This is a genomic window from Streptomyces sp. NPDC002490 (assembly GCF_040296045.1).
Classification (GTDB): Bacteria; Actinomycetota; Actinomycetes; order Streptomycetales; family Streptomycetaceae; genus Streptomyces.
Window position 1 is genome coordinate 30,140 of the sequence record NZ_JBEOWM010000020.1, and the last position, 23,874, is coordinate 54,013.

19 protein-coding genes, 1 tRNA gene and 1 pseudogene are annotated in these 23,874 nt (G+C 72.8%); 9 read left to right on the forward strand and 12 right to left on the reverse strand.

Annotated features, from left to right (window positions below; translation table 11 throughout):
* Positions 1–4: 4 nt before the first annotated feature.
* The 4 genes and pseudogenes from ABT092_RS15110 to ABT092_RS15125 all read right to left on the reverse strand — a co-directional run bounded on the left by ABT092_RS15110 (position 5) and on the right by ABT092_RS15125 (position 3,620).
* A complete protein-coding gene (locus tag ABT092_RS15110) occupies positions 5–334 on the reverse strand; it encodes a rhodanese-like domain-containing protein (RefSeq protein WP_351243939.1) in 330 nt (109 codons plus the stop codon).
* 235 nt (positions 335–569) lie between these two features.
* Positions 570–1,424 (reverse strand): annotated as a pseudogene (locus ABT092_RS15115) (hypothetical protein); the annotation flags it as partial.
* Positions 1,425–1,529: 105 nt separating this feature from the next.
* The gene (locus ABT092_RS15120; protein ID WP_351243802.1) at positions 1,530–3,047 is read right to left on the reverse strand and encodes a DUF2252 domain-containing protein; all 1,518 of its coding nucleotides are present in this window, start codon (positions 3,045–3,047) and stop codon (positions 1,530–1,532) included.
* Between the two features lie 213 nt (positions 3,048–3,260).
* Positions 3,261–3,620 carry a winged helix-turn-helix transcriptional regulator gene (locus ABT092_RS15125; protein ID WP_351243941.1) on the reverse strand — a complete coding sequence of 120 codons (360 nt, stop codon included), beginning with the start codon at positions 3,618–3,620 and terminating at the stop codon, positions 3,261–3,263.
* 416 nt (positions 3,621–4,036) lie between these two features.
* Between ABT092_RS15125 and ABT092_RS15130 the strand changes: the two genes are divergently transcribed.
* Positions 4,037–4,696, forward strand: coding sequence for an FMN-dependent NADH-azoreductase (locus tag ABT092_RS15130; protein WP_351243803.1), 660 nt, complete (start codon positions 4,037–4,039; stop codon positions 4,694–4,696).
* Between the two features lie 70 nt (positions 4,697–4,766).
* Here the strand turns inward: ABT092_RS15130 and ABT092_RS15135 are convergent, their stop codons facing one another.
* Positions 4,767–5,756 (reverse strand): DUF8832 domain-containing protein, encoded by a 990-nt coding sequence (locus ABT092_RS15135; RefSeq protein ID WP_351243804.1) that lies wholly within the window; start codon positions 5,754–5,756, stop codon positions 4,767–4,769.
* A gap of 362 nt (positions 5,757–6,118) precedes the next feature.
* On the opposite strand from ABT092_RS15135, the gene ABT092_RS15140 reads away from it, so the two are divergent.
* A complete protein-coding gene (locus ABT092_RS15140) occupies positions 6,119–8,386 on the forward strand; it encodes a heavy metal translocating P-type ATPase (protein ID WP_351243806.1) in 2,268 nt (755 codons plus the stop codon).
* Positions 8,387–8,634: 248 nt separating this feature from the next.
* Positions 8,635–10,053: an MFS transporter gene (locus ABT092_RS15145; RefSeq protein WP_351243808.1), complete on the forward strand. Its 1,419-nt coding sequence runs from the start codon at positions 8,635–8,637 to the stop codon at positions 10,051–10,053.
* Positions 10,054–10,148: 95 nt separating this feature from the next.
* Here the strand turns inward: ABT092_RS15145 and ABT092_RS15150 are convergent, their stop codons facing one another.
* From ABT092_RS15150 to ABT092_RS15160, 3 genes are all read right to left on the reverse strand, one after another.
* Positions 10,149–10,706, reverse strand: coding sequence for a DUF4240 domain-containing protein (locus tag ABT092_RS15150; RefSeq protein ID WP_351243810.1), 558 nt, complete (start codon positions 10,704–10,706; stop codon positions 10,149–10,151).
* 58 nt (positions 10,707–10,764) lie between these two features.
* Positions 10,765–11,259 carry a GNAT family N-acetyltransferase gene (locus ABT092_RS15155; protein ID WP_351243812.1) on the reverse strand — a complete coding sequence of 165 codons (495 nt, stop codon included), beginning with the start codon at positions 11,257–11,259 and terminating at the stop codon, positions 10,765–10,767.
* A 209-nt stretch (positions 11,260–11,468) separates the two neighbouring features.
* Positions 11,469–11,552: transfer RNA gene (locus tag ABT092_RS15160), tRNA-Leu, on the reverse strand.
* 866 nt (positions 11,553–12,418) lie between these two features.
* Here ABT092_RS15160 and ABT092_RS15165 point away from each other — a divergent pair.
* From ABT092_RS15165 to pknB, 6 genes are all read left to right on the forward strand, one after another.
* Positions 12,419–13,243: an FHA domain-containing protein gene (locus tag ABT092_RS15165; RefSeq protein ID WP_351243814.1), complete on the forward strand. Its 825-nt coding sequence runs from the start codon at positions 12,419–12,421 to the stop codon at positions 13,241–13,243.
* A gap of 10 nt (positions 13,244–13,253) precedes the next feature.
* Positions 13,254–13,766 carry an FHA domain-containing protein FhaB/FipA gene (locus ABT092_RS15170; RefSeq protein WP_351243816.1) on the forward strand — a complete coding sequence of 171 codons (513 nt, stop codon included), beginning with the start codon at positions 13,254–13,256 and terminating at the stop codon, positions 13,764–13,766.
* Between the two features lie 131 nt (positions 13,767–13,897).
* Positions 13,898–15,523, forward strand: coding sequence for a Stp1/IreP family PP2C-type Ser/Thr phosphatase (locus ABT092_RS15175; RefSeq protein ID WP_351243818.1), 1,626 nt, complete (start codon positions 13,898–13,900; stop codon positions 15,521–15,523).
* A gap of 26 nt (positions 15,524–15,549) precedes the next feature.
* Positions 15,550–16,977: an FtsW/RodA/SpoVE family cell cycle protein gene (locus ABT092_RS15180; protein ID WP_351243820.1), complete on the forward strand. Its 1,428-nt coding sequence runs from the start codon at positions 15,550–15,552 to the stop codon at positions 16,975–16,977.
* Positions 16,974–18,443, forward strand: coding sequence for a peptidoglycan D,D-transpeptidase FtsI family protein (locus ABT092_RS15185; protein ID WP_351243822.1), 1,470 nt, complete (start codon positions 16,974–16,976; stop codon positions 18,441–18,443). Before ABT092_RS15180 ends, ABT092_RS15185 begins: the two co-directional genes overlap by 4 nt.
* Before the next feature lie 172 nt (positions 18,444–18,615).
* Positions 18,616–20,670: a Stk1 family PASTA domain-containing Ser/Thr kinase gene (gene pknB / locus ABT092_RS15190; protein WP_351243824.1), complete on the forward strand. Its 2,055-nt coding sequence runs from the start codon at positions 18,616–18,618 to the stop codon at positions 20,668–20,670.
* 79 nt (positions 20,671–20,749) lie between these two features.
* On the opposite strand, the gene ABT092_RS15195 is transcribed toward pknB, so the two are convergent.
* The 4 genes from ABT092_RS15195 to ABT092_RS15210 form a co-directional block, all read right to left on the reverse strand.
* A complete protein-coding gene (locus tag ABT092_RS15195) occupies positions 20,750–21,508 on the reverse strand; it encodes a class E sortase (protein ID WP_351243826.1) in 759 nt (252 codons plus the stop codon).
* A 41-nt stretch (positions 21,509–21,549) separates the two neighbouring features.
* On the reverse strand, positions 21,550–22,764 hold the full coding sequence (locus ABT092_RS15200; protein ID WP_502968448.1) for a class E sortase: 1,215 nt from the start codon (positions 22,762–22,764) through the stop codon (positions 21,550–21,552).
* 248 nt (positions 22,765–23,012) lie between these two features.
* Positions 23,013–23,651, reverse strand: a complete 639-nt coding sequence (locus ABT092_RS15205) for an aminodeoxychorismate/anthranilate synthase component II (RefSeq protein WP_351243830.1) — start codon at positions 23,649–23,651, stop codon at positions 23,013–23,015.
* The gene (locus tag ABT092_RS15210; protein WP_351243945.1) at positions 23,648–23,833 is read right to left on the reverse strand and encodes a hypothetical protein; all 186 of its coding nucleotides are present in this window, start codon (positions 23,831–23,833) and stop codon (positions 23,648–23,650) included. Before ABT092_RS15210 ends, ABT092_RS15205 begins: the two co-directional genes overlap by 4 nt.
* Between the last annotated feature and the right edge of the window lie 41 nt (positions 23,834–23,874).

The following is a 23,874-nucleotide window of genomic DNA, read 5'->3' on the forward strand; positions in this document are numbered from 1 at the left end:
GTGCTCAGATCACGTCGCCCGGCCGGCCCCGGTCGTCGACCACCGGCCGGCCGGAGGCCGCCCAGACCTGCATGCCGCCCGCCACGTTCACCGCGTCGATCCCCTGGTTCACCAAGTACATCGCGACCTGCGCCGAGCGCCCGCCCGAGCGGCAGATCACATGGACGCGGCCGTCCTGCGGCGCGGCCTGCGTCAACTCCCCGTAGCGGGCGACGAAGTCGCTCATCGGGATGTGCAGGGCGCCCGCCGCGTGCCCCGCCTCCCATTCGTCGAGTTCCCGGACGTCCAGGAGGAAGTCGCCGTCCGAGAGGTCCACGACGGCGACCGTGGGCACAGCAGATCCGAATTGCATGCTCCCGACGCTACCCGACCCGACCGGCGGCCCCGCCCTCCGGCGCCGCCGGATCCGGGCGGCCCCGTCAGGCGCCGCCCGCGGTCCCCCCGCCCTCCGGACGCGGCCGGTCCCTGCGGCGCGGGGCGGTGGTCGGCAGGTCGGCGGGGTCCACGCCGGGCACCGGGATCGTCCGTCCCGAGCGGACCGCGGCTTCGAGGCCCCGTTCGGCGAGCTGCTCCGCGAGCGCGGCCAGCTCACCCTCCCGCTCGGCGACCTGCCCGCGCAGCTGCCCGGCGATCTCCTCCAGCAGCCCGTCCGGGTCCTGGGGCGCCATCCGCAGCATCGACCCGATCGCGCTCTCCTCCAGCTCGCGGGCGACCACCGCCAGCAGCTCCTTGCGCCGGGACAGCCACTCCAGCCGGGCGTACAGCTCCTCGGTGCGGGTGGGCCGCCACTCGGCGGGCGCGGGACCCGCGGCCCACTCCTCGGACAGCTCCCGCAGCAGGGCCTCGTCACCGCGCGAGTAGGCCGCGTTGACCCGGGTGATGAACTCCTCGCGCCGCTGGCGTTCCGTCTCGTCCTGGGCCAGGTCGGGGTGCGCCTTGCGGGCCAGTTCCCGGAACAGCTTGCGGGCCGCCTCGCTGGGCCGGACCCGATCCGGCGGGCGCACCGGCTGGTCGGTGAGCATCGCCTCGGCCTCGGGGGAGAGCCCGTCCCCGGAGAGCCAACCGTCGAAGAGTTCCTCCACGGCCGGCATCGGCAGCACCCGGGCCCACGCCTCGTCCGCCGCCCGCCGGTCCTCGGCCGCCCCGCTGAGGGTGGCCCGGGCCTCGGCGATCCGGGCGTCCAGTTCATCCAGGCGGGTGTACACCGGGCCCAGCTTCTGGTGGTGCAGCCGGGAGAAGTTGTCGACCTCGACGCGGAAGGTCTCCACCGCGATCTCGTACTCGATCAGCGCCTGTTCCGCGGCCCGCACGGCCCGTTCCAACCGCTCCTCGGGACGTGCGGCGACGGGGGAGGCATCGGCGGCGGGCCCGAGGGGCTCGGCGTCCGGGGCGGGCTGGGTGCCCTCGGCTTCGGGACTCGTCACCCGGCCAGCCTAGGCCACCGCCGCCGCCCCGGAAGCCCCCCGTCGACGACCGGCCGGCGCTCCGGCCCGGCCCGCGGGCGGACGCGGGCCGGAGCGCCGGCCGGCTCACTCCTCCGTCTCCGCGGCGATCCGACCGCTGCGCACCGCCTTCACCAGCACGGCGTGGTCGTCCTCGGTGCGGTCGGCGTAGGCGACCGCGAAGTCGGCCACCGCCTCGTCGAGTTCGTCGTTCTTGCCGCAGTAGCCGGCGAGGACCCGGGGGTCCGCGCTGTGGGCGTGGGCGCGGGCCAGCAGGGCGCCCGTCATCCGGCCGTAGTCGTCGAGCTGGTCCGGTGCCAGGGCGGCCGGGTCGACGCTGCCCTTGCGGTTGCGGAACTGGCGCACCTGGTACGGCCGGCCGTCGACGGTGGTCCAGCCGAGCAGCATGTCGCTGACGACCTGCATCCGCTTCTGCCCCAGCACCACCCGGCGGCCCTCGTGGCCGGCCGGCGGGACGGGGAACCCGGCGGTGGCCAGGTGCGGGACCAGCACGGAGGGACGGGCCTCCTTGACCTGGAGGACCAGGGGCTCCCCCTGGTGGTCGAGGAGCAGGACCACGTAGGAGCGGGTGCCGACGCTGCCGGTGCCGACCACCCGGAACGCCACGTCCTGCACGCTGTACCGGGCGAGCAGGGGCAGTCGGTCCTCGGCGACCGCGGCCATCCCGTCGACGTACTCCGCCAGCGAGGCCGCGACCGCCGCGGCCTCCCCGTCCGGAATCCGGCGCAGCACGGGCGGGGCGTCGAGGAAGCGGCGCCCGCCGCCGAGGACGGCCTCGGTGGACTTGGCCGCGAACCGGCCGCTGGTGTTGTTGCGGGCCTTCTCGGAGACCTTGCGCAAGGTGCCCGCGAGGTCCTGGGCGTCCGCGTGGGAGACGAGTTCCTCGTCGGCGATGGCGTTCCAGGCGTCCAGTGCGGGCAGCCGGGCCAACAGGCGCAGGGTGCGCCGGTAGGCGCCGACCGCGTCGTAGGCCGCCTGTCGGCAGGTGCCCTCGCCGGCCCCGGTCTCGCGTCCGGCGAGGACGAGGGAGGCGGCGAGCCGCTTGACGTCCCACTCCCAGGGGCCGTGCACGGTCTCGTCGAAGTCGTTCAGGTCGATGACGAGTTCGCCCCGGGCGTCCCCGTACAGGCCGAAGTTGGCGGCGTGCGCGTCGCCGCAGAGCTGGGCGCCGACCCCGGTGGTGGGGGTGCGGGCGAGGTCGTGCGCCATGAGTCCGGCGGCACCGCGCAGGAAGGCGAACGGGCTGGCCGACATGCGGCCGACGCGGAGCGGGGCGAGTTCGGGCAGCCGGCCCCGGCTGGACTCCTCGACGGCGGCGACCGCGTCGGGGCGCCGGTCGTCGAGGACCAGGCGGGCGTGGGCGGCGCGGGGCACCCGGGTGCGCAGGGCCTTGCCGAGTTCCTTGGCCGACGCCCGGGCCCCCTCGTCCGGTGCGTGCTGCGGGGCGAAGCCCCGGACCTGCGGCAGCCGGGTCGAGCGGGGGCGCCCCGGCGCGGCGGCGGTCCCCGTGTCCGGCGTCGCCGCCGGCGGGCGCCCGTCACCCGTTCTCGTGCCGTATCCCGTTCCCACCAGGCCCTCGGCCATCCGGTCCCCCTCCGTGCGCGGTGTGCACCGCTCGCGTTCCGCGTGCCGCCGTCCGGGCGCCGACCGGTGACGACCGGCAGATGGCACGCGCGGACGGGCATCGCGACCGTCAACGGGACGAAACGGTACCCGCCGATCGGGGTGTCGCGGCAGCCCCGTGGACGGGGGAACGCGCGGGGCGGGTGCGGGGGCCGCGCCGAGGGGCCGGCGGGGTCACTCGGGTTTCCCGGACGGGGGGCCGGCCCGCTGCGCCCCCGGCACGATCTGTTCGCGGCACGCCGCGGCCTTCTCCGGGAGGTAGGTCTCGGCCCACTCCCCGAGCGCGGCGAGCGCGGGCTTCAGCGCCACGCCCGACCGGGTCAGCCGGTACGCCACCCGCAGCGGCGGGCCCTCCACCACCTCGCGCAGGACCAGGCCCTCACCGGCCAGTTCGCTGAGCCGGTCGGAGAGCATCCGCTCGCTGATGCCGGGGATCGCCCGGCGCAGTTCGGAGAAGTGCACGGGCCCCTCCAGCAGCACGCTGATGACCAGCCCGGTCCACCGCTTGCCGAGCAGGCCGAAGACCCGGGTCATCCCGCCGTCGACGGTGGCGCAGGCCCGGGGGTCGTGCGCGTCCGCCGCCGCGCCCGGCGCCCGCGCCGGGGCGCGGTGGGCGGCGACGCCCGCGGTCCCGGCGTCCGGGAGCCCCGGGGACTCGGCCTCCCCGTCGCCGGCGTCGGGGGCTGCCGGCGCCTTCGGTGCCGTTGCGTCCTGGGCGAGCACGTCCGCCCCGCTCATCGTCTCCGTCGCCACGTCCCTCGCGCTCCTCTCGGGGGTCGCCATGGCCCCCCAGGGTACCGCTCCGGAACCTCGGGATGAAAAAAAGTAAGTAGCTGTGTTAGTAATAGCTACGAAAGGAAGGGCAGCACGTGATGCCCCGTGCACCGCCCGGCGCCGTGCGGGCGTACGGGCGCTTCCCGCGTTGCCCGCCACCCCTATCTGGAGACCTGATGGCCACCCTTCTGCACCTGGACTCGTCCCTCTTCCCCACCGAAGGCTCCACCTCGCGCACCGTGACCGGCGCCTTCCGCGAGGCGTGGGAAGCCCAGCACCCCGACAGCTCGGTGGTGTACCGGGACCTGGCGGCGACCCCCGTCCCCCACCTCGACGTGATCGGCGCCTCCGCCGGCTTCGCCGACCCGACCACCCACACCCCGGAGCAGGCCGCGGCCTTCGCCCACCGGGTCGAACTGGTCGAGGAGCTGGAGGCCGCGGACGCCGTGCTGATCGGCGCCCCGATGTACAACTTCTCGATCCCCTCGACCCTCAAGACCTGGCTCGACCAGGTGATCCTCCCCGGCCGCACCCTCGGCCCGGAGTCCAGCCTGAAGGGCAAGCACGTCACCGTCGTCGCCAGCCGCGGCGGCTCGTACGCCCCGGGCACCCCCCGGGAGGAGTTCGAGTACGTGCAGAACTACCTCGGCGCGGTGCTGACCGAGATGCTCTCGCTGGAGGTCGACTTCATCGTTCCCGAGCTGACCCTGGCGCGGACCAACCCGGCCATGTCCGAGCTGATCCCGCTCGCGGACGCCTCCCGCGAGAAGGCCCTGGGCGACGCGGGCGTGAAGGCCCGGTCCCTGGCGGACCGGCTGGTCGCCGCGACGGTCTGACGCAGGCCGAGGACGGCGGGGGTGCGGAGCGACTCGCTCCGCACCCCCGCCGTCGTTCCCGGGCACGGGCTCAGTGCTGGTGGCCGTCCTCCCCCGCACCGTCGGAGGGCGCCTCCGCGGGCGCCGAGGGAGCGGTCGCACCGCCGGCCCGCACGGTGAACTCGGCGGTCCGCACCTTCCCCTCGTGCTGGAAGTCGAGGAAGAGGCGGTAGGTCCCGCTGCTGGGCGCGGTGGCGGTGAAGGACACCTCGGGCCCCGGCTCGGTCTTCCCGTCGCCGGGCTCGCCGTTCGGGTGGACGTGCAGGTAGCCGAGGTCCCCGGCGCGCAGCGCCACCAGGTGGCCGTAGGCGCCCAGGTAGGGCTGGAGGTCGGTGACGGCCCGGCCGTCCTTGCTCACCGACAGCCGCAGTTCCTCCGCCGCACCGGGGCGCAGCCCGCCGTCCAGGGTGACCGCGTACCCGTCCACGGTGGCCGTCCGGGCCGGGGCGGGGACCGCCTCCGGGCGGTACGCGCCCGAGACCGCGAGGTCGGTGCCGAGGGTCAGGTTCCGGGCCTCGCCGCCCCGGTCGGCACCGGGCGTGAAGTCGGCGAAGACCCGGTAGTCGCCGGCCCGGGGCAGCTCGACGGGCGTGGACCAGGTGCCGTCCGCGGAACGGACGGGGTGCAGGTGGCGGTAGGTGTTCAGATCGCGCGAGGCCACGATGAGGTGCAGGTCCTTGCCGTGCTCGCGGGTGAAGGAGGTGAGCGCCTCGCCCCGGTCGTCCCGGATGACGAACTCCAGGTCGGCCTCGCGCCCGGCGGGGACGCGCGGGGTCAGCAGGTCGACGGCGTAGCCGCCCTCGGCGCTCTGGAGCCCGCCGGGCCGGTTCGCCTCGGCGGCCGGCTCCTCCTTCCCACCGGCCCGCTTCCCGCCGGCGTCCGCCCCGTCCTCCTTCGCGTGCGTCCCGTGCGCCGCGGGCTCCGGGTTCACCGGGTCGACGCCCACGCCCACGCCGTAGGCCGTGCCGAAGGCCGCCGCCAGGACTGCGGCATAGGCGGTGATCTTCACTGCGGTGTTCATGACTGTTGCTCCTGACGGCGTTGACGGCGGAACCACGGGCGTACGGGTGCGACCACTGGGGTGGGTGCGTCCGGTGGGGGCGCACGGGGGTGGACAGTGGAAGGGAGGCGGACGGGCCCGGTGCCGCGTACGGCGAGGGCCTGCCCGTGGTTCGCGGCCTTGCCGCGCACCCCGCGCGATGGAGCCGAGGACCCGCTCCCCCCCTACGAAGTTATACCCCTGGGGGGTATATTTCCAGTCCCGGCGAACCCTTGTTTTCGATAGGGGCCGGGGGTATACATGACTTCGACGCCAGATACCCCCACAGGGTATATTGGGAAGCATCGGGTCCACCGCTCGGGCCCACCAACCGAGGAGCAGTGATGAGCAGCACGCTCGCCCCGACCGAGCAGGTCGAGCTGGCCATCGGCGGCATGACCTGCGCCTCGTGCGCCGCCCGCATCGAGAAGAAGCTCAACCGCATGGACGGGGTCGAGGCGACCGTCAACTACGCCACCGAGAAGGCCAAGGTCAGCTTCTCCGGCGAGGTCGCGGTGGCGGACCTGATCGCGACGGTCGAGGCCACCGGCTACAGCGCCACCCCGCCCCCGCCGCCGAACGCCGCCCGGGACGCGGGCGGCGCCGGGGACACCCGGAGCGAGGACGCGGCGGACGACGAACTGCGCCCGCTGCGCCAGCGCCTGGTCACCGCGGTCCTGCTGTCCGTCCCGGTCATCGCGATGGCGATGGTCCCGGCCCTCCAGTTCGAGTACTGGCAGTGGCTGAGCCTCACCCTCGCCGCCCCGGTGGTCGTCTACGCGGCCTGGCCCTTCCACCGCGCCGCCTGGACCAACGCCAAGCACGGCGCGGCCACCATGGACACCCTGATCTCGGTCGGCACCTCGGCCGCCTTCCTGTGGTCGCTGTGGGCACTGTTCTTCGGCACCGCCGGCGAGCCCGGCATGACCCACCCCTTCGAGCTCACCATCGCCCGCACCGACGGCGCCGGCAACATCTACCTGGAGGCCGCGGCCGGCGTGACCGCGTTCATCCTGGCCGGCCGCTACTTCGAGGCCCGCTCCAAGCGCAAGGCCGGCGCGGCCCTGCGCTCGCTGATGGAGCTGGGCGCGAAGGAGGTCACCGTCCTACGCGACGGCCCCGAGGAGCTCATCCGCATCGAGGACCTCGCGGTCGGCGACCGGTTCCTGGTCCGTCCCGGCGAGAAGATCGCCACCGACGGCACCGTGGTGGAGGGCTCGTCCGCGGTGGACGCCTCCATGCTGACCGGGGAGTCGGTCCCGGTGGAGGTCCAGGTCGGCGACGCCGTCACGGGCGCCACCCTCAACGCCGGCGGACGCCTGGTGGTGGAGGCCACCCGGGTCGGCTCGGACACCCAGCTCGCCCGGATCGCCCGGCTCGTCGAGGACGCCCAGAACGGCAAGGCCGCCGCCCAGCGCCTCGCGGACCGCATCTCCGCCGTGTTCGTCCCCGTCGTGATCGCCCTGGCGCTCGGCACGCTGGGCTTCTGGCTCGGCAACGGCGCCGGCCTGACGGCCGCGTTCACCGCGGCGGTCGCCGTCCTGATCATCGCCTGCCCCTGCGCCCTGGGCCTGGCCACCCCGACCGCGCTGATGGTCGGCACCGGCCGGGGCGCCCAGCTCGGCATCCTGATCAAGGGCCCCGAGGTCCTGGAGACCACCCGCAAGGTCGACACGATCGTGCTGGACAAGACCGGCACGGTCACCACCGGCCGGATGACCCTGCTGCGCACCCACACCGCCGAGGGCCAGGACGAGGCCGAGGTGCTCCGGCTGGCCGGCGCCCTGGAGCACTCCTCCGAGCACCCGATCGCCCGGGCCGTCGCCACCGGCGCCGAGGAGAAGGTCGGCCCGCTGCCCGCCCCCGAGGACTTCGCCAACGTCCCCGGGCTGGGCGTCCAGGGCGTGGTCGAGGGACACGCGGTGCTGGTGGGGCGCGAGCGACTGCTCACCGAGTGGGCGATGGAGCTGCCCGCCGAACTGAAGCGCGCCAAGGACGAGGCCGAGGCCGCCGGGCGGACCGCGATCGCGGTGGCCTGGGACGGCGAGGCCCGGGCGGTGCTGGAGGTCGCCGACGCGGTCAAGGACACCAGCGCCGAGGCCATCCGCCGGCTGCGCGGCCTGGGGCTGACGCCGATCCTGCTGACCGGCGACAACCGGGCGGTCGCCGAGTCCGTGGCCCGCGAGGTCGGGATCGACGAGGTCATCGCCGAGGTCATGCCCGAGGACAAGGTCGCCGTGGTCAAGCGCCTCCAGGGCGAGGGCCGTTCGGTGGCGATGGTCGGCGACGGGGTGAACGACGCCGCCGCCCTGGCCCAGGCGGACCTGGGCCTGGCGATGGGCACCGGCACCGACGCCGCGATCGAGGCGGGCGACCTGACCCTGGTCCGCGGCGACCTGCGGTCCGCGGCCGACGCGATCCGGCTCTCCCGCAAGACGCTGGGCACCATCAAGTCCAACCTGTTCTGGGCCTTCGCCTACAACGTGGCGGCCCTGCCGCTGGCCGCGGCGGGCCTGCTCAACCCGATGATCGCGGGCGCCGCGATGGCGTTCTCCTCGGTCTTCGTGGTGGGCAACAGCCTCCGGCTGCGCGGTTTCCGCGCCGCCGGCTGACCCGCCCGCCCCGGGGCGCCGAAGGGCCCCGTACCGGTCACCCGACCGGTACGGGGCCCTTCGCGTTCCCGGGCCGGGGCCACGCCCCCGATCCGGCGCGTCCGGATCGGCGCCGCCGGCGCACGCACCCGCGAAAAAAGCGCCGGATTCTTTGCCGAACCACCCTTCCCAGATACCCCCTCGGGGTATAAGGTCAAGCTCAGCTCAAGATACCCAGGGGGGGTATCTGAATCGAAGGGTGCTGAACGATGTCAACCGTCAACCCCCGGCGCTGGTGGGCGCTTCTCGTACTGGCCACCGCCCAGTTCATGGTGATCATGGACACCTCCATCATCGGAGTCGCCCTCCCCGAGATGCAGCGGGACCTGGGCTTCTCCCAGGGCGACCTCCAGTGGGTCTTCAACGCCTACGTCATCGCCTTCGGCGGGCTGCTGCTGCTCGGCGGACGCCTCTCCGACCTGCTGGGCGCCCGACGGATCTTCGTCTCCGGCTGGGTCGTCCTGATCGCCGGCTCGGTGGTCGCCGCCGCCGCGAGCACCGCCTGGGTCGAGATCGCGGGCCGCGCGGTGCAGGGCGTGGGCGGGGCACTGATCGCACCCGCCTCCATGACCCTGCTGATGATGCTCTTCGGCCACGACTCCAAGGAGTTGGGCAAGGCGCTCGCCCTCTACGGCGCGGCGGCCCCCGCCGGCGGCACCGCCGGCGTCTTCCTCGGCGGCGTGTTCACCGAGTGGGCGAGTTGGCCGTGGATCTTCATCATCTACGTCCCGATCGGCATCGCCACCCTGTTCGCCACCGGCCTGCTGCCCTCCGTCGCCGGCCGCCGCGGCTCGGTGGACCTGCTGGGCGCCGTCTCCGTCACCGCCGGACTGGCCCTGGCCGTGTTCGCCGTGGTCCGCGCCCCCGAGGTGGGTTGGGGGACCACCCAGACCGTGCTGCAACTGGCCGGCGCCGCCGCCCTGCTGGTCCTCTTCCTGCTGGTGCAGCGCTCCGTCAGGACGCCGCTGATGCCGCTGGGCGTGTGGCGGACCCCGGGCCTCGGCGTCTCCAACCTCGCGATGACGCTGCTGGGCGCGGCCTGGATCCCCATGTGGTACTTCCTCAACCTCTACCTCCAGCAGGTCCTCGGCTACGGCGCCTTCGCCAGCGGCGCGGCACTGCTGCCCATGACCGGACTGCTGATGGTCTTCATGACCCTCATCACCGCCCGGCTGCTGGGGCGCTTCGGGCCCAAGCCGCTGATCACGGGCGGTCTGCTGGTGCTGGCCCTCGGCCTGCTGTGGCTGTCCGCCGTCGAGCCCACCGGCACCTTCCTGGTGGACGTGCTGCCCGCCTCCCTGGTGGCGGCGACCGGCATGTCGCTGGCCTACATCCCGGCGATGATGTCCGCGATCTCCCACGTCCCGCAGGAGCAGGCCGGACTGGCCTCGGGCATCGTCAACACCACGTACCAGGTGGGCTCGGCGCTCGGCCTGGCCGCCCTCACCGCACTCGCCACCTCGCAGGGCGCGGGCGCCCTGGGCGACCTGCCGGCCCTGACCGACGGCTTCTCCGCCGCCTTCCTCGGGGCCGCGGCCCTCGCCGCGGTCGGCGCCCTGGCCACCGCCCTGCTGATGAAGGGCCCGCAGGCCCAGGCGGCGCCGTCGACCGAGCGGGCGAACGCCTGACCGCCGCGGGAGCCATGCCGCCTCCCGCGCGACCGACCGGCCCTGGTGAGCCCCCCGCGCCCACCAGGGCCCGTCGTCGCCACGGCGCCACCGCCTCAGAGGTAGCGGGCGGCGAGCCGCGGCAGCCGGCGGACCATCTCCTCGTCGTCGTCGAAGTCGAACTCCTCGCCCATGTCGTCCACGACGACGAGCGGCGCCTCGCGCTGCGCCCGGTAGCGCTGCCAGAGCTCCTGGAACTCCGTCCCCCCGCCGGTGATGCGCTTCAACGCGTCGCTCGCCGCGTAGTTGACGCCCTCGTAGAAGAAGTCGGCGTCGCTCGGGGCGCCTTCGCCGCCGGCCACCGCGGGGTGGTCGGCCAGGGCGTCCGGGTCGGCCGCCACCGTCTCGTACCAGTGCCGGCCCGCCGCTATCAGCCCGGCCCGGAAGTCCATGAAGCTGTCGTCCGAGCAGCCGCCGCCGACGAGGTACGCGGCGGCCCACACGTCCCACCGGTACACCGCCTGCCGCAGGTCGTCGAAGTGCGCCTGGTAGCCGAGGACGTCCTCGGCGCCCCGGCCGGCCAACTCGTCGACCAGCGCCTCGTCGAACGGCTTCGCCGCCGTGGTGGCCGACCGCGCGGCGTCGATGACGCCCCAGAATTCGTTGATGTCCACCCGACCAGCCTCGCACCGGGCTCTGACAACGGGCCCGCGACCGCACGGGAGCCGCCGCTCACCCCTCCCCCGAGCCGAGTTCCTTGCCGTAGCAGACCTCCACGTACGGCCCGGTGCGGTGCGCCGGGATCTCGCGGTAGCCGTGGCGGACGTACAGCGCCCGGGCCTCGACCAGGTCGAGGCGGGTGTTGAGGACGGCCCGGACGGCACCGAGCCGGCGGGCCTCCTCCTCCAGCCTCGCCAGCAGCAGGCCGGCGCCCCCGGTGCCCCGGAAGGCCGGCCGCAGGTAGACGCGGGTGACCTCGGCGCGTTCGGGGTCCAGCATCAGCACCCCGCCGCAGGCGGCGGGCGCGCCGTCGACCCGGCCCACGACGAACCGGCCGGTGGGCGGCGCGAGGAGTTCCGCACCGTCGCCGTCGAGGCCCAGGTCGACCTCCGCGGCGGTCGCCGGCCGCCGCCGGTAGCGGCTGGCGACCTCGTCGTAGTAGTCGCGGCGCAGTCCGGTGGCGTCCGCGGTGTCGAAGGCTTCGGGGGCCAGGTGCCACGGGGTCATGGGGCCATCCAGCCGGAACGCACCCGCCCCCGCCAAGCGGTTTTCGGGGCGGCGGGGAGGAAACCGGCGCGCCGTCCGGCGCCCTGAGACCTTCCTCACAGGGTCGCGACGCACCCGGAACCGGCCCGGAACGAAAAGAACGGCCGGCATCGTCTTCACGATGCCGGCCGTTCCGATGTTTCACCGGAGCACCCGGAGGTGCTTCCTTGTGCGCGAGGGGGGAGTTGAACCCCCACGCCCTTTCGGGCACTGGAACCTGAATCCAGCGCGTCTGCCTATTCCGCCACCCGCGCTTGGGTGTTGCCTTCGAGCCCCTCACCGCTTGGTGCGGCGCCTTCCGACATGCAGAAGACTAACACGCTGGGGAGGGTGCGTTCACCTCCGTATGCACCGCCCCGCGCACGGGGTGTCCCCGCAGGTCGGAGCGGTCCCGGCCACCCGACCGGATCGCCGCCCGGGGACGTCCGGCGACGGCGCGCCCCGGCCCCGGAGGACGGCGGGAGCCGGCGTCCGCAGCGGGGCCGGTGGAACGCACCACCGCATCCGGACGTTCTCCTCCTACGGAAGGCAACACGGACGCACCGCCCGCCGCGCCGCCGGCCGGGAGGACGGCGGCGCGGCGGGGAGCGGGCACGGAGAAGGAGGAAGGGCGGAGGAGGGCGAGCCCCCGGACCCCCGCGCACGAGCGCGCCGGGACGGGCGGGACCGCGCAACCGCGGGGCGACTACGAACAGCGGCGGACGGAGGCGGGACGGGGGTGTGCCGGAGCACCGGCCGACGCCGCGGAGGACGCCGCGGGGCTTCACGGAGCCATCACGACCGTCCCCGTACCGTCCCGAGCCGGCACCAGGAGGCCCCCGAGCCGCCGATGCGGACCGGAGCGCTCCCCGAGTGCGGGACACTGACCCGGAAGCACCTCTACGATCCCCCTGGAACACGTTGTCGAGGGGGGCCATGGGGCCACCGCGACGGGGAAGGCTCGTAGGGAACCGGCGCAGCCGTCCGCCCGGGGACGGATCACCGGCCCCACCACGGGGGACGACCTGTGAAGGTCGACACTCAGGGGCCGGCGGGACAGGGGGAACCAGCCAATTCACCGGCGCGTGGATACGATCAGTAAGCAGTACCAGGACGGCAGCCAAGGAGAAGGAGGTGCCCCGTGGGAGTCCTGAAGAAGTTCGAGCAGCGCCTCGAAGGTCTGGTCAACGGCACCTTCGCCAAGGTCTTCAAGTCCGAGGTCCAGCCGGTCGAGATCGCCGGCGCGCTCCAGCGCGAGTGCGACAACAACGCCACGATCTGGAACCGCGACCGCACCGTCGTCCCCAATGACTTCATCGTGGAACTGAGCGCCCCGGACTTCGAGCGCCTGAGCCCCTACTCGGGTCAGCTCGGCGACGAACTCTCCGGAATGGTCCGCGACTACGCCAAGCAGCAGCGGTACACGTTCATGGGACCGATCAAGGTCCACCTGGAGAAGGCCGAGGACCTCGACACCGGTCTGTACCGGGTGCGCAGCCGCACCCTCGCCTCCAGCACCTCGCAGGCGGGGCAGGGCCCGGGCCCGGGCGGCGCGCCCGCCCCCGGCGGGCGGCCCGGCGGCGGCTACGGCTACCCGAACCAGCCGCCCGGCGCCCCTCCGATGCCCTCCACCCCGCCGCCCGGCCGGCCGGCCGGCGGACCGGTCGGCGCCCCGTCGGGAGCGCAGACCCGGCACTGGATCGAGATCAACGGCACCCGCCACCAGATCTCCCGCCCGACGCTGGTGCTGGGCCGCAGCACCGACGCCGACGTACGGATCGACGACCCCGGCGTGTCCCGCCGGCACTGCGAGATCCGGACCGGCGCCCCCTCGACGGTCCAGGACCTCGGGTCCACCAACGGGATCGTGGTGGACGGGCAGCACACCACCCGCGCTACGCTCCGCGACGGCTCGCGGATCGTCGTGGGGAGCACCACCATCATTTACCGGCAAGCCGAAGGGTGAAGCGGGGGCAATGTCAGAGCTGACCCTGACGGTCATGCGGCTGGGTTTCCTGGCCGTACTGTGGCTGTTCGTGATCGTGGCCGTCCAGGTCATCCGCAGTGACCTCTTCGGCACCCGGGTGACCCAGCGGGGGGCCCGTCGCGAGGGCGGACGCGCACAGCAAGGGGGACGCCAGGCAGCGCCCCCGCCGCAGCGGAGCCAACAGGGCGGCGGTCGCCAGCGCCGCGGCGCCCCCACCAAGCTGGTCGTCTCCGAGGGCAGCCTCACCGGGACCACGGTCTCCCTCCAGGGGCAGACGATCACGCTGGGGCGGGCCCACGACTCCACGATCGTCCTCGACGACGACTACGCCTCCAGCCGCCATGCCAGGATCTATCCCGACCGGGACGGACAGTGGATCGTGGAGGACCTCGGGTCCACCAACGGCACCTATCTCGACCGCGCGCGGCTGACGACCCCGACCCCGATTCCGCTGGGCGCGCCGATCCGCATCGGCAAGACCGTCATCGAGCTGCGGAAGTAGTGCAACGTCATGAATGAGCGCCAGCGGAGCGCACGCGCCGGAGCGGTCCGTACGACGACGGACACCGGTGCGTTCCCGACCGGAGGGTGGGCACGGTGCGGAGGTACCCGGAGCCGACGGGCGAGGTGCGCATGAGTCTGTCACTGCGCTTCGCCGCCGGATCGCACAAGGGCATGATCCGCGAGGGCAACGAGGACTCCGGCTACGCCGGTCCCCGGCTCCTCGCGATCGCGGACGGCATGGGCGGCCAGGCCGCCGGCGAGGTCGCCTCGTCCGAGGTGATCTCGACGCTCGTCACCCTCGACGACGACGTGCCCGGTTCCGACATCCTGACCTCGCTCGGCTCCGCCGTGCAGCGCGCCAACGACCAGCTCCGGTCGATGGTCGAGGAGGACCCGCAGCTGGAAGGCATGGGCACCACGCTCACCGCCCTGCTGTGGACGGGCCAGCGCCTCGGCCTGGTGCACGTCGGGGATTCCCGCGCCTACCTGCTGCGGGACGGCGTCCTGACCCAGATCACCCAGGACCACACCTGGGTGCAGCGGCTGGTGGACGAGGGCCGGATCACCGAGGAGGAGGCCACCACGCACCCGCAGCGCTCGCTGCTGATGCGTGCGCTGGGCAGCGGCGACCACGTCGAACCGGACCTGTCGATCCGTGAGGTCCGCGCCGGCGACCGCTACCTGATCTGCTCGGACGGACTCTCCGGAGTGGTCTCCCACCAGACGATGGAGGAGACCCTCGCCAGCTACCAGGGCCCCCAGGAGACCGTGCAGGAGCTGATCCAGCTCGCGCTGCGCGGCGGCGGCCCCGACAACATCACCGTGATCGTCGCCGACGTCCTCGACATCGACAGCAACGACACCCTGGCCGTCAACCTCTCCGACACCCCCGTGGTGGTCGGCGCGGTCGCCGAGAACCAGCACCAGCTCCACGAGGGCAACGCCATGCAGACCCCGGCGGGCCGCGCCTCGGGGCTGGGGCGGCAGGTGCCGGGCCAGGGCGGCGGTCGCGGCGGCGAGTTCGGCCCGCCCGGCAGCGGCGACGCCTACGCGCCCGACGACGGCTACGGCGCCTACGACGACGAGGACTTCGCCAAGAAGCGCGGTGGTCGTCGCTGGTTGAAGACCTCCTTCTTCGTCGTCCTCGCGCTCGCCGTCACCGGCGGCGCGCTGTACGGCGGCCACCGCTGGACGCAGACGCAGTACTACGTCGGCACCAAGGACGAGCACGTCGCGCTCTACCGGGGCATCAGCCAGGACCTCGCGTGGCTGAGCCTGTCGAAGGTGCAGAAGGACCACCCCGAGATCGAACTCAAGTACCTGCCGCCGTACCAGCGCAAGCAGGTGGAGGCGACGATCGCCGAGGGCGGCCTCGCCCAGGCCACCGACAAGATCAACGAGTTGGCGACCCAGGCGTCCGCCTGCCGCAAGGACGCCGAACGGCGCGCCGCCGAACGGGCGAACGCCAAGCCCGGCGAGGGCGAGGCCGGCGGCACCACCGGCGGCGGGACCGGCTCCGACGCGCCGGGGCAACCGGGCGCGTCCGCGACCCCGGGTGCCGCCGCGGGCGGCGGCGGGGCACGGCCGGCGTCCCTGAAGCGGGCCCCCACGCCGACGCCCCAGACGTCCACGTCGGCCACGCCGACGCCCGAGGGGAACGAGAGCCGCGAGCCCGCCTCCCCGCCCGCACCCACACCCGGCCCCAGCTTCTCCGCCGAGGAGCAGAAGCTGGTCTCGCTGTGCGGTAAGCAGTAAGCAGCCGTGAGGGGCCCTGTCACACCATGAGCAGCAATTCGACGACGCACACCTCCACCATCGGCGCCATCGGCGCGCCCAGCAGACGCAACACCGAGTTGGGCCTGCTGGTCTTCGCGGTGGTCATCCCGGTCTTCGCCTACATCAACGTGGGCCTCGCCATCGACGGCGAGATGCCCACCGGCGTGCTCGGCTACGGCATCGGCCTGGGACTGCTCGCGGGCGTGGGCCACCTGGTGGTGCGGAAGTTCGCGGCCTACGCGGACCCGCTGCTGCTGCCGCTGGCGACCCTGCTGAACGGGCTGGGGCTGGTGGTGATCTGGCGGCTGGACCAGTCGCCCCGGCTGCACGCCCTGGCCGAGGGGCAGGGCAACGCGTTCGTCGCGGCGGCCCCGCGCCAGCTGCTGTACTCGGCGATCGGCATCGCCCTGTTCGTCGCGGTGCTGCTGCTGCTGAAGGACCACCGGATCCTCCAGCGGTACACCTACATCTCGATGGCCGCGGCCCTGGTGCTGCTGCTGCTGCCGCTGGTGCCGGGGCTGGGCCGGGACGTGTTCGGCGCCAAGATCTGGATCAGCGTCGCCGGGTTCTCCATCCAGCCGGGCGAGTTCGCGAAGATCGTGATCGCGGTGTTCTTCTCCGGCTACCTGATGGTGAAGCGCGATGCGCTGGCGCTGGCCAGCCGCCGCTTCATGGGGCTGTACCTGCCGCGCGGCCGTGACCTCGGGCCCATCCTCACCATCTGGGCGGTCAGCCTGCTGGTGCTGATCTTCGAGAACGACCTGGGCACCTCGCTGCTGTTCTTCGGCATGTTCGTGATCATGCTGTACGTGGCCACCGAGCGCACCAGCTGGATCGTGATCGGCCTCGGCATGTCCGCGGCCGGCGCGGTCGGCGTGGCGTCCTTCGCCGGCCACGTGCAGTCCCGGGTGGACGCCTGGCTGGACCCCTTCGGCTGCTACGACGCCTCCGGCGCCTGCACCCAGATCGCCCAGTCCGTGATGTCCTTCGGCTCCGGCGGGGTCCTCGGCACCGGGCTCGGCCAGGGCGATTCCGACCTGATCGGCTTCGCCGCCAACTCGGACTTCATCTTCGCCACCTTCGGCGAGGAGCTCGGGCTCGCGGGCGCCATGGCGATCCTGCTGATCTACGGGCTGATCATCGAGCGGGGCCTGCGCACCGCGCTGGCCGCCCGCGACCCCTTCGGCAAGCTGCTGTCGGTCGGTCTGTCCGGGGCCTTCGCGCTCCAGGTCTTCGTGGTCGCCGGCGGCGTGATGGGCCTCATCCCGCTGACCGGCATGACGATGCCGTTCCTCGCCAACGGCGGTTCCTCCGTGATCGCCAACTGGGCGCTGATCGGCATCCTGATCCGCATCAGCGACACGGCCCGCCGCCCCGCGCCCGCGCCCGCTTCGAACCCCGATGCCGAGATGACCCAGGTGGTCCGCCCGTGAACAAGCCCGTGCGCCGGATCGCGATCTTCTGCGGCCTGCTGATCCTCACCCTGCTCATCCGCGACAACTGGCTCCAGTACGTCCGCGCCACCGACCTCCAGGAGAACTCCAAGAACCGCCGCATCTCCATCGAGCGGTACGCCCAGCCGCGCGGCGACATCATCGTCGACGGCAAGTCGATCACCGGGTCCACCAAGACCAACGGCAGCGACTACGCCTACAAGCGGACCTACAAGAACGGTCCGATGTGGGCGCCGGTCACCGGCTACGCCTCGCAGGCGTTCGGGGCGACGCAGTTGGAGTCCATCGAGGACGGCATCCTCACCGGCAACGACGACCGGCTGTTCTTCCGCCGCACCCTGGACATGCTGACGGGGGAGAAGAAGGAGGGCGGCAACGTCGTCACCACCCTCAACGGCGCCGCCCAGAAGGCCGCGTTCGAGGGGCTCGGCGACAAGAAGGGCGCGGTCGCCGCGATAGACCCGACGACCGGCGCGGTCCTGGCGCTGGCCTCGACCCCGTCCTACGACCCGTCGAGCTTCGCGGGCAACTCCACCAAGACGGACACCCCCGCCTGGGAGAAGCTCCAGAAGGCCAACGACCCCGACGAGCCGATGCTGAACCGGGCGCTGCGCCAGACCTACCCGCCCGGCTCGACCTTCAAGGTGGTCACCGCCGCCGCCGCGCTGGAGCACGGGCTGGTCGACGACCCGGACGCCAAGACCGACACCCCGCTGCCGTGGACCATGCCGGACACCACCCGTCCGCTGGAGAACGACGGTCCACTGCCCTGCAAGGACGCCACCCTGCGGGAGGCGCTGAAGGTCTCCTGCAACACCGTCTTCGGCAAGGCCGGCTCCGACCTCGGCAAGGACAAGATGCGGGAGACGGCGGAGAAGTTCGGCTTCAACTCCGAGCAGTTCGTCCCGGTCCGCTCCTCGGCCTCGGTGTGGCCGAAGGAGATGGACCGCCCGCAGACCGCGCTCAGCTCGATCGGCCAGTTCGAGACGGCGGCGACCCCGCTCCAGATGGCGATGGTGGCCGCCGCGGTCGCCAACGACGGCAAGCTGATGCAGCCCTACATGGTGGACGAACTCCAGGCGCCCAACCTCGACGTGATCGAGAAGCACTCCCCCAGCGAGCTCAGCCGCCCGCTCTCCGAGGAGAACGCCCAGAAGCTCCAGTCCATGATGGAGACCGTCGTCGACGAGGGCACCGGCCGCAACGCGCAGATCAACGGCGTGAAGGTGGGCGGCAAGACGGGCACCGCGCAGCACGGCGTCGACAACAGCGAGAAGCCGTACGCGTGGTTCATCTCCTACGCCAAGACGGACTCCGGTACGCCGGTCGCCGTCGCGGTGGTCGTGGAGGACAGCCAGGCCAGCCGGGGCGACATCTCCGGTGGCGGACTGGCCGCCCCGATCGCCAAGTCCGTGATGCAGGCGGTCATCAACAGCAAGAAGTGACCCCGGTCACGTTCCTTTCACATCGGTGCACGTTGCGATACCGGTCCTGTATCGGGTGACGTACACGGCCGGGGCAGGTAGGACGATCCGGGTACGGTGAACCCCGGACAGCACACCGCCGGACCGTACGACGACGGTACGGTCGGGACCGACGGAGAGGGCTGGAATAGCTATGGAAGAGCCGCGTCGCCTCGGCGGCCGGTACGAGCTGGGCCAGGTGCTCGGCCGCGGTGGCATGGCCGAGGTGCACCTCGCGCACGACACCCGGCTCGGCCGCACCGTCGCCGTGAAGACGCTGCGGGCCGACCTGGCCCGCGATCCGTCGTTCCAGGCCCGGTTCCGCCGGGAGGCCCAGTCCGCCGCCTCGCTCAACCATCCGGCGATCGTCGCGGTCTACGACACCGGCGAGGACTACATCGACGGCATCTCCATCCCGTACATCGTGATGGAGTACGTCGACGGTTCCACCCTGCGGGAGTTGCTGCACTCGGGCCGCAAGCTGCTGCCGGAGCGGTCGATGGAGATGACCATCGGCATCCTCCAGGCCCTGGAGTACTCGCACCGCAACAACATCGTCCACCGCGACATCAAGCCCGCGAACGTCATGCTGACGCGCACCGGGCAGGTCAAGGTGATGGACTTCGGCATCGCCCGTGCGATGGGTGACGCCGGCATGACGATGACGCAGACCTCCGCGGTCATCGGCACCGCCCAGTACCTCTCCCCGGAGCAGGCCAAGGGCGAGACCGTCGACGCCCGCTCCGACCTGTACTCCACCGGCTGCCTGCTGTACGAACTGCTGACGGTGCGTCCGCCGTTCATCGGGGACTCCCCGGTGGCGGTGGCCTACCAGCACGTGCGCGAGGAGGCCCAGCCGCCGAGCGTCTTCGATCCGGAGATCACCCCGGAGATGGACGCGATCGTCCTGAAGGCACTGGTCAAGGACCCCGACTACCGCTACCAGTCGGCCGACGAGATGCGCGCCGACATCGAGGCGTGCCTGGACGGCCAGCCGGTCGCGGCGACCGCGGCCATGGGCGCGGTCGGCTACGGCGGGGGCTACCCGGGCGGCTACGGCGACGAGCAGGCGACCACCGCGCTGCGGCCCCAGGACAACGCCGCACCGACCACGATGCTGCCCCCGGTCCCCGCGGGCGGGGACGGCTACGACTACGACGACCGGCCGGGCCGCCGCCGGCAGAAGAAGAACGGCGCCTCCACGGTGCTGCTGGCCGTGGCCGGCGTCCTGGTGCTGGTGGGCGCCATCCTGATCGGCAAGTGGCTCTCCTCGGACACCGAGGCCGACCCGATCAAGGTGCCGAACCTGGTGGGCGAGAAGCTGTCGGTCGCCGAGGAGCGGGTGGACAACGCCCGGCTCAAGTCGACCGTGACCCGCAAGCCGTGCGAGGACCAGCCGAAGGACAACGTCTGCGCGCAGGACCCCGCCCCGGGCACCGAGGTCGACGAGAACGAGGTCATCACCCTGACCGTGTCGACGGGCGCCCCGAAGGTCGCGGTGCCCAACGTCATCGGCGACGACATCGAAGCGGCGACCGACCGCCTGGAGGAGAAGGGCTACGACTTCAAGGTCGAGACGGAGTTCAAGCAGTCCGAGGAGCCCGTGGGCAGCGTCCTCGACCAGGACCCGAGCTCCGGCACCGAGGTCGAGAAGGGCTCGACCATCACCCTGACCGTGGCCAAGGCCAGGGAGCGGGTGGCCGTGCCGGACCTGGCCGGCCAGACCTGTGACGCGGCCAAGCAACAGCTCCAGGACAACAACCTGGTCGGCACCTGCACGGAGGTCGAGTCCTCCGAGGTGGAAGCCGGCAAGGTCCTCGCCCAGTCCCCCACGGCGGGCACCCCCGTCGTCCCCGGCTCCACGGTGTCCGTGCAGATCGCCAAGGCGCCGCCGGAGGAGGAGGAAGAGGAGGAGGAGCAGCCCCAGCAGGTGCAGGTCCCGCAGGTGATGAACAAGACGCTCGGCCAGGTGAAGCAGGAGTTGGCCGCCGCGGGCCTCCAACTCGGCGGGGTCGGCGGCCCCAAGGACGACAACGCCATGGTGGTGGCGGCCAACCCGCTGCCCGGCACCCAGGTTCCGGCGAACACCGCGGTCTCGGTGCAGACCATGCCGGGCCAGCCCTCCGGAACCCCCGGCGGGGGCGACGGCGACGGCGACAACGACGAGATCGGCTTCTTCGGCGGATCGTTCGGCGGACGCCGGTACTGACGCGGCGCACGACGGAAGGGGCCCGGCACCGCCGGGCCCCTTCTCCGTTCCCCGTCCCGCCCGGAACCGGCGGGCCCGGTCAGCGCAGTTCGGCCGGGGGCGTCCGCTCGGCGTCGACCTCCTCGGTGCGCACCAGCTTCCCCCACACCACGTACCGGTAGGTGGAGGTGTACTTGGGCGTGCAGGTGGTGAGGGTGATGTACTGCCCGGCCCGCTTGGCGCCGGACTCACGGGGCACCGGGTCGAGGACGTCCACGTTGTACTTCGAGGTGCTCGGCAGCATCGCGTACACCTCGTACACGTACCAGGTGTCCTGGGACTCGAAGACGATCGGGTCGCCCTTCTCGATCCTGTCGATGTCGTGGAACTTGGCCCCGTGCCCGTCCCGGTGCGCGGCGAGCGAGAAGTTCCCCTCGCCGTCCTGCGGCAGGGCCGACCTGACCGGCTTGGTGTAGTAGCCCGCGACCCCGTCGTTGAGGAGGTCCGTCGCGGTGCCCTTCTTGACCAGGATCTCCTCCCGCCCGTTCATCGTCGGGACGTGCAGGAAGCCGATGCCGTCCTTGGTGTCCAGGGCCCCCGGCCCCTTCGGGCCGCCGCCGTCCCCGGCCCAGGTGTCCCGGACCCGGTCACCCTGTTCGTCGGCCTTCCGGTCGGCGACGACGTTGGTCCACCACAGCGAGTACACGACGAACAGGGCGAGCACCAGCCCGGCCGTGATCAGGAGTTCGCCGAAGACGCTGACCGCCGCGGCCGCCCTCCCCCGCGCCCGCGGCGCCGACGCCCGCTGCTCCCGGGCGTCCCCCTCGGACCGCTCCCGCGGCCCTCTCCTCGCTACCACTGCATCGTGCCCTGTCTGTCCGTGCGTGCCGTCCGGGTGGCTCAGTCGACGAGCGCGTCCGGTTTCCCCTGGGAACGCGGCCGTTCCTCGGCCATCTTGCCCCACACGATCAGCCGGTACTTGCTGGTGAACTCGGGGGTGCAGGTGGTCAGCGTGACGTAGCGGCCGGGTTCGGTGAAGCCGGACCCGGGCGGGACGGGGTCGAGCACCGCGACGTTGCTCGGCGGGGTCTGGGGCAGGATGCTGGCCATCTTGTAGACGAAGTAGGTGTCCTGCGTCTCGACCACGATCGGGTCGCCCGGCTTGAGACGGTTGATGTAGCGGAACGGCTCGCCGTGGGTGTTGCGGTGGCCCGCGACCGCGAAGTTGCCCACCTTGTCCTGCGGCATCGCGGTCTTCAGGCTGCCCTCGGCGTAGTGGCCGACCATCCCCCGGTCGAGGACCTTGTCCTTGTCGATGCCCTCGGCCACCGGGACCACCACGTCCAGGGTGGGGATGTGCATCAGGGCGAAGCCCTGCCCCGGCTCGAAGGAACCGGGGGCCCGCTCGCCCTTGGCCCAGTCCTCCTGGATCCGGTCGGCGGCCCCGTTCGCCTGCGCCTGCGCCCGGACGTTGGTCCACCACAGCTGGTACGTGACGAAGAGCAGCATCAGCACGCCGACGGTGATGAAGAGTTCGCCCAGCCCCCGGCTGACGATCACCCCCACGGTGGGCTTGCGCGCCCGGGCCGCCCGCCGCGCCTCCGCCCGGCTCAGCGGCGCCGCGCCCTCGTCACCGTCCTCGTCGTCCTCGTCGTACGCGTCCTCGTGGTCGTCGTAGGCCCCGTGGTCGTCCTCGCGCCCGTGGCGGTCGCCGGCCGCGGGGCGGGCGTCTCCGCCGGTGTAGCGCTCGTAGGCGTCGGCCGCAGGCTCGACGAGGCCGCTGGACGGCCCGTACGCCGCCGCGGAGCCGTGCGGAGGTGTTCCGGCACCCGGATGGTCTCCGAGGGGCGGATGGGGCGCGTAGGGCTGTGGGGGCGGGGTGTCCACGGGAACGGGGGACGGCGCGTACGCGGTGGGCGCGACGCCGTGGGGCCCGCCGGGATGCTGCACCCCGTACGGCTGGCCGTCGAGGGGGTACTGGCCCGGGTACGGGGGCGCGGGGGCGGCGGGCCACCCCGCGCCCCCGGGAACGGGGTCGTACGGTGCGGGCTCCGGACCGGGCGTCCCGCCCCAGTCCCGGGCGTAGCCCTGGGGGTCGTACCACTCGCCGGGCAGGCTCTGGGCGCCCGTTCCGTAGGTGGTGCCGTACCCGAACGAGGACTCGGGCAGCGGGTCGTACAGCGGATCCGCGAGGTCCCGCACGGCCGCCTCGAACCCGTCCGCGGCGCCCCACGGAGCGGCGGGCTCCGGTGCGCCCTGCGGGGCCTCGTACGAGAACTGCCCGTGGCCGGGGTCCCCGTACGGAGCGGTGGGCCGGCCGCCCGGGTCCACCGGTCCCGAGTCCCGCTCGGGCCGGACCGCTGTCACGCGGAGGCCCTGCCCACCACGGGGGCGAGCCCCGCCGATCTGGCCACCGCGTCGCCGTACCCGCACTCCACGAGCCAGTTGGCGAGCATCCGGTGGCCGTGCTCCGTGAGCACGGACTCGGGGTGGAACTGCACGCCCTCGACGGGAAGCTCCCGGTGGCGCAGGCCCATCACGATCCCGTCGTGGGTCCGTGCCGTGACCTCCAGTTCGTCCGGGACGGTCGCGGGCTCGGCGGCCAGCGAGTGGTAGCGGGTCGCGGTGAACGGCGAGGGCAGTCCCGCGAAGACCCCCCGCCCGCCGTGCTCCACCAGCGAGGTCTTGCCGTGCAGCAGCTCCGGGGCGCGGCCGACGACCCCGCCGTAGGCGACGGCCATCGACTGCATCCCGAGGCAGACCCCGAAGACGGGCACCCCGGTCTCGGCGCAGTGCCGGACCATCTCGATGCAGACCCCGGCCTGCTCCGGCGCACCGGGCCCCGGGGACAGCAGCACCCCGTCGAACCCGTCCTGCGCGTGCGCGGGGGAGACCTCGTCGTTGCGGAGCACCTCGCACTCGGCACCGAGTTGGTAGAGGTACTGCACGAGGTTGAAGACGAAGCTGTCGTAGTTGTCGACTACCAGAATCCGCGCGCTCACTGGGCCCTTCCCTCGTCGACGGTGACGTCGTTGAAGGGGAGCAGGGGTTCGGCCCAGGGGAACACGTACTGGAAGAGCACGTAGACGACCGCGAGCACGAGGATCAGCGAGAGGATCGCCTTCACCCACGCATTGCCCGGCAGATGTCGCCAGATCCAGCCGTACATGCCGTCCCTACTCACCGTCGGTGTTGCTAGTGCGCCCACCAGAGTACGGGGACGGG